The 3,847-nt window shown below is 62.9% G+C and carries 2 protein-coding genes; one reads left to right on the forward strand and one right to left on the reverse strand.

What is annotated here, in order from left to right; all coding sequences use genetic code 11:
* Nucleotides 1-151 precede the first annotated feature (151 nt).
* Entirely contained in the window at nt 152-1,543 is a 1,392-nt protein-coding gene (locus tag AC4FAH_RS11790) for a class II fumarate hydratase (protein ID WP_279838507.1), read from the forward strand.
* Nucleotides 1,544-1,646: 103 nt separating this feature from the next.
* Here AC4FAH_RS11790 and glpD read toward each other — a convergent pair whose 3' ends face one another.
* Nucleotides 1,647-3,149, reverse strand: coding sequence for a glycerol-3-phosphate dehydrogenase (glpD, locus tag AC4FAH_RS11795; RefSeq protein WP_215823209.1), 1,503 nt, complete (start codon nt 3,147-3,149; stop codon nt 1,647-1,649).
* Nucleotides 3,150-3,847 lie beyond the last annotated feature (698 nt).

Here is a 3,847-nt window from a genome sequence, read left to right on the forward strand (position 1 = left end):
CATCAAGCGGCTTGATTGGTATCCTGTGCGTCCCCAAGTGATCATCAGGGGATCGAAGCTGGCGGTCAGGTCATTGATCAATTATTGCCAGCCGCCCATCAGTGACGCCAGCCAGGTGCGACGTCATATGCAACAGCACAGGGAGACAAGCATGAGCAGCCAGACCCGCCGTGAACGCGACAGCATGGGTGAACTCGAAGTGCCGGCCAGCGCACTCTATGGCGCCCAGACTCAGCGAGCGGTCGACAACTTCCCCGTCAGCGGCCAGCCGTTGCCTGCTGCCTTCATTCGCGCCGTGGCGCGTATCAAGCTGGCCGCGGCCGAGGTCAACCGTGACCTGGAGCTGCTGGATGACGTGCGTGCCGAGGCGATCATCAAGGCGGCGCGTCAGATCATCGACGGCGAGCATGCCGATCAATTCCCGGTCGATGTCTTCCAGACCGGTTCCGGCACCTCGACCAACATGAACGTCAACGAGGTGCTGACGCAGCTTGCCAATCAGCATCTGGGCGACAAGGACGTGAGCGTCGGCGCCAACGACCACGTCAACATGGGCCAGTCGAGCAATGATGTCATCCCGACGGCCATTCATCTGTCCGCCGTCATCGCTGTCTCGGACACCCTGTTGCCGGCGCTGCGCCATCTGCATGAGGTGATCTCCCACAAGGCCTCTGAGGTGGACGACGTCGTCAAGACCGGTCGCACTCACCTGATGGATGCGATGCCGATTCGCATGAGTCAGGAGCTGGGTGCCTGGCAGGCGCAGGTCGGGCAGGCCATCGAGCGCATCGAGCAGGTGCTGCCGCGCCTCGAGCGCCTCGCCCAGGGCGGCACCGCCGTCGGCAGTGGCATCAACGCGCATCCGGAATTCGCCGAGCGCATCGCCGACCGCCTCTCGCACCAGACCGGCCATGCCTTCCGTCCCGCCGAGAGCTTCTTCGCGGCGCTGTCCTCCCAGGATACGGCAGTCGAGCTCTCCGGCCATCTGCGTACCTACGCCGTGGCGATGATGAAGATCAGCAACGACCTGCGCTGGATGAATTCCGGCCCGCTGGCAGGGCTGGGCGAGATCGAGCTTGAGGCTCTGCAGCCGGGCAGCTCCATCATGCCGGGCAAGGTCAATCCGGTGATTCCCGAGGCGGCCGCTCAGGTGGCGGCGCAGGTGATGGGCAATGACGCCACCATCGGCATCGCCGGGCAGAGCGGCAACTTCCAGCTCAATGTCATGCTGCCGCTGATCGCCAACAACCTGCTGTCCTCGATCACGCTGAGTGCCAATGTCAGCCGCCTGCTGGCGGACAAGGCCATTGCCACCTTCAACGTGCGTCAGGACAACATCGAGGCACCGCTGGCCAAGAACCCGATTCTGGTCACGGCGCTCAATCCGGTGATCGGTTACAACGAGGCGGCGCGAGTGGCCAAGGTGGCCTATCAGGCCGGGCGTCCGATTCTGGATGTGGCCGAGGAAGAGACTGAACTGTCACGCGAGGAGCTGGAGCGTCTGCTCGATCCGGCCAAGCTGACGGCGGGCGGTATCCAGTAAGTCGTCAATACATGACCTAAAATCCCGCCTGTCCCTGAACGAAAAGCCCGCCCATCCTGCAAGGAGGGGCGGGCTTTTTCGCTGCTGGCTCAGCCGGTTTTCATCAGGCGGCGCGTGCCAGCAGGCGTTCCTTGAGGTAGTCGCCGATGCGCGTCTTCTGCTCATCGCTCAGGCGCAGCGTCAGCTTGGTGCGGCGCCAGACGACATCCTGCACCTCACGCGCCCATTCGTGCTCGACCAGGTAGTCGATCTCGGCGGCGCTCAGGCCGGCGCCGAAGTCCTCGCCCAGCTCCGCCTCGCTCTTCTTGCCGTCGAGGAAGTGCAGGCACAGGCTGCCGTAGCTTGAGGCGAAGCGTCGGGCGCGTGCTTCGCCGAGGAACGGGTAGTCGCGCTGCAGCTGGCGGGTGAAGGCTGCGCGGCTCTCGATATCGCCACCGGGCAGGGCCTTCTCGTGGGTCCACGGCTCGCCCATGCTCGGCAGCAGCGGCTTGAGGTCTTCGAGTGCCGATTCGGCCAGCTTGCGATAGGTGGTGATCTTGCCGCCGAAGATGGACAGCATCGGTGCGCCGCTGTCATCCAGATGCAGGGTGTAATCACGCGTCATCGCGGACGGGTCTGCCGACTCGTCGTCGCACAGCGGGCGCACGCCGGAGAAGGTCGAGACCACGTCATCGCGGCTCAGCTTGCGCTTGAAGTGATGGTTGACCACCTCGAGCATGTAGTCGGTCTCATCGCTGGAGCAGGCCACCTCGGAGGGGTCGCCCTTGTAGCGCACGTCAGTGGTGCCGATCAGGCTGAAGTCTTCCTGATAGGGCAGCACGAAGACGATGCGCTTGTCCTTGTTCTGCAGGATGAAGGCGCGGTCATCGGTGTTGATGCGCGGCACGATCAGGTGGCTGCCCTGGATCATGCGGATGCCATAGCGCGGCGTGCGTTCGGTGGCGCCCTTGATGAAGGACTCCACCCACGGGCCTGCCGCATTCACCAAGGTGCGTGCGCGGCGGATGAAGGTCTCGCCGCTGCTGACATCTTCAAGCGTCAGCTCCCAGTGGCCCTCGACATCACGGGCGCCGACACAGCGGGTGCCCGTCATGATCTCGGCGCCTTGCTCGCGCGCCTGCAGCGCATTGGTGATGACCAGACGGGCATCATCGACCCAGCAATCCGAGTATTCGAAGCCTTGGTTGATCTCGCTGACCAGCGGGCTCTGCTCGCCGAACTTGAGGCCCTTGGAGGCTGGCAGGGTCTCGCGCTTGCCGATGTGGTCATACAGGAACAGACCCGCGCGAATCATCCACGCCGGACGCAGATGCGGCTGGTGCGGCAGGATGAAGCGCAGCGGCCAGATGATATGCGGCGCCTTCTTGAGCAGTACCTCACGCTCCTGCAGGGCTTCGCGCACCAGACGGAACTCGTAGTGCTCCAGATAGCGCAGGCCGCCGTGGATCAGCTTGCTGCTGGCGGAGGAGGTCGCACTGGCGAGGTCGTTCTGCTCGCACAGGGCCACGCTCAGGCCACGGCCGCTGGCATCGTTGGCGATACCGGCGCCATTGATGCCGCCGCCGATGATGAAGAGGTCAAGAAGTGCATCGTTGTCGCGGGACATGGGCTGCTCCTGCTCGTGCCCGGCGCTACCGGGTGGGGCGAATGAGTCTGCACCGGCAAGGTGCGCGATAATAGGTTTTCGAAAGTGAACATAGCTTAGCAAGATTCGAACATCAAGGGGATTCTTCTGCGCTGATGGCTTTCGAAAGTGATCATTTGGGCGAGTATCTGGCAACTGAGGATTGCCTGATATTCAACCTGTTGTCTTGCCGGTGTTTTTTCTCAGTCTCTGATCATGGCGTGACATTTTCATGAAGCGCCTGGCTGTCATGTTGCCGTGCGGGCGGCGCAGACGATGCCCGCAGTGACTGATCAAGCGTCATGACACGATATACGGAGACGAAGCGGTGCCGCTGGGCATCGCACAGTCAGCAGCTGGGTAGCTTTCGTGATCTGCGAGGTTCATTGGTGCAAAGGGGGCAAAAGGGGGAAAAGGGGCGAGGGGGAAGAAGTAAAGGGGGCGAGGGATAAGGGATGAGAGCCGGGCCAGGCTGCACGTCGGCTTATTGCCTGGCCCTTGATTGCGCGATGACCGGATTGCGCGATGACTAGTTGGTGAAGCGACTAGTGGGTTGGGTGACGCGTCATCGAGCTCAAGCGTCGCCAGTCTCGCCCGGCGACTCGTCACCGGCGACATGCAGCGTGACCTCGTGCTGACGCATCAGGGTCAGGATGCTTTCCGGGGGCTGGATATCGGTG

The sequence above is a fragment of the Cobetia sp. genome, from assembly GCF_983723665.1.

What these genes read in the sequence shown, in the direction of transcription:
- AC4FAH_RS11790 (WP_279838507.1), top strand. Translation starts at nt 152, where the DNA reads ATGAGCAGCCAGACCCGCCGTGAACGCGACAGCATGGGTGAACTCGAA.
- glpD (WP_215823209.1), bottom strand. Translation starts at nt 3,149, where the DNA reads ATGTCCCGCGACAACGATGCACTTCTTGACCTCTTCATCATCGGCGGC.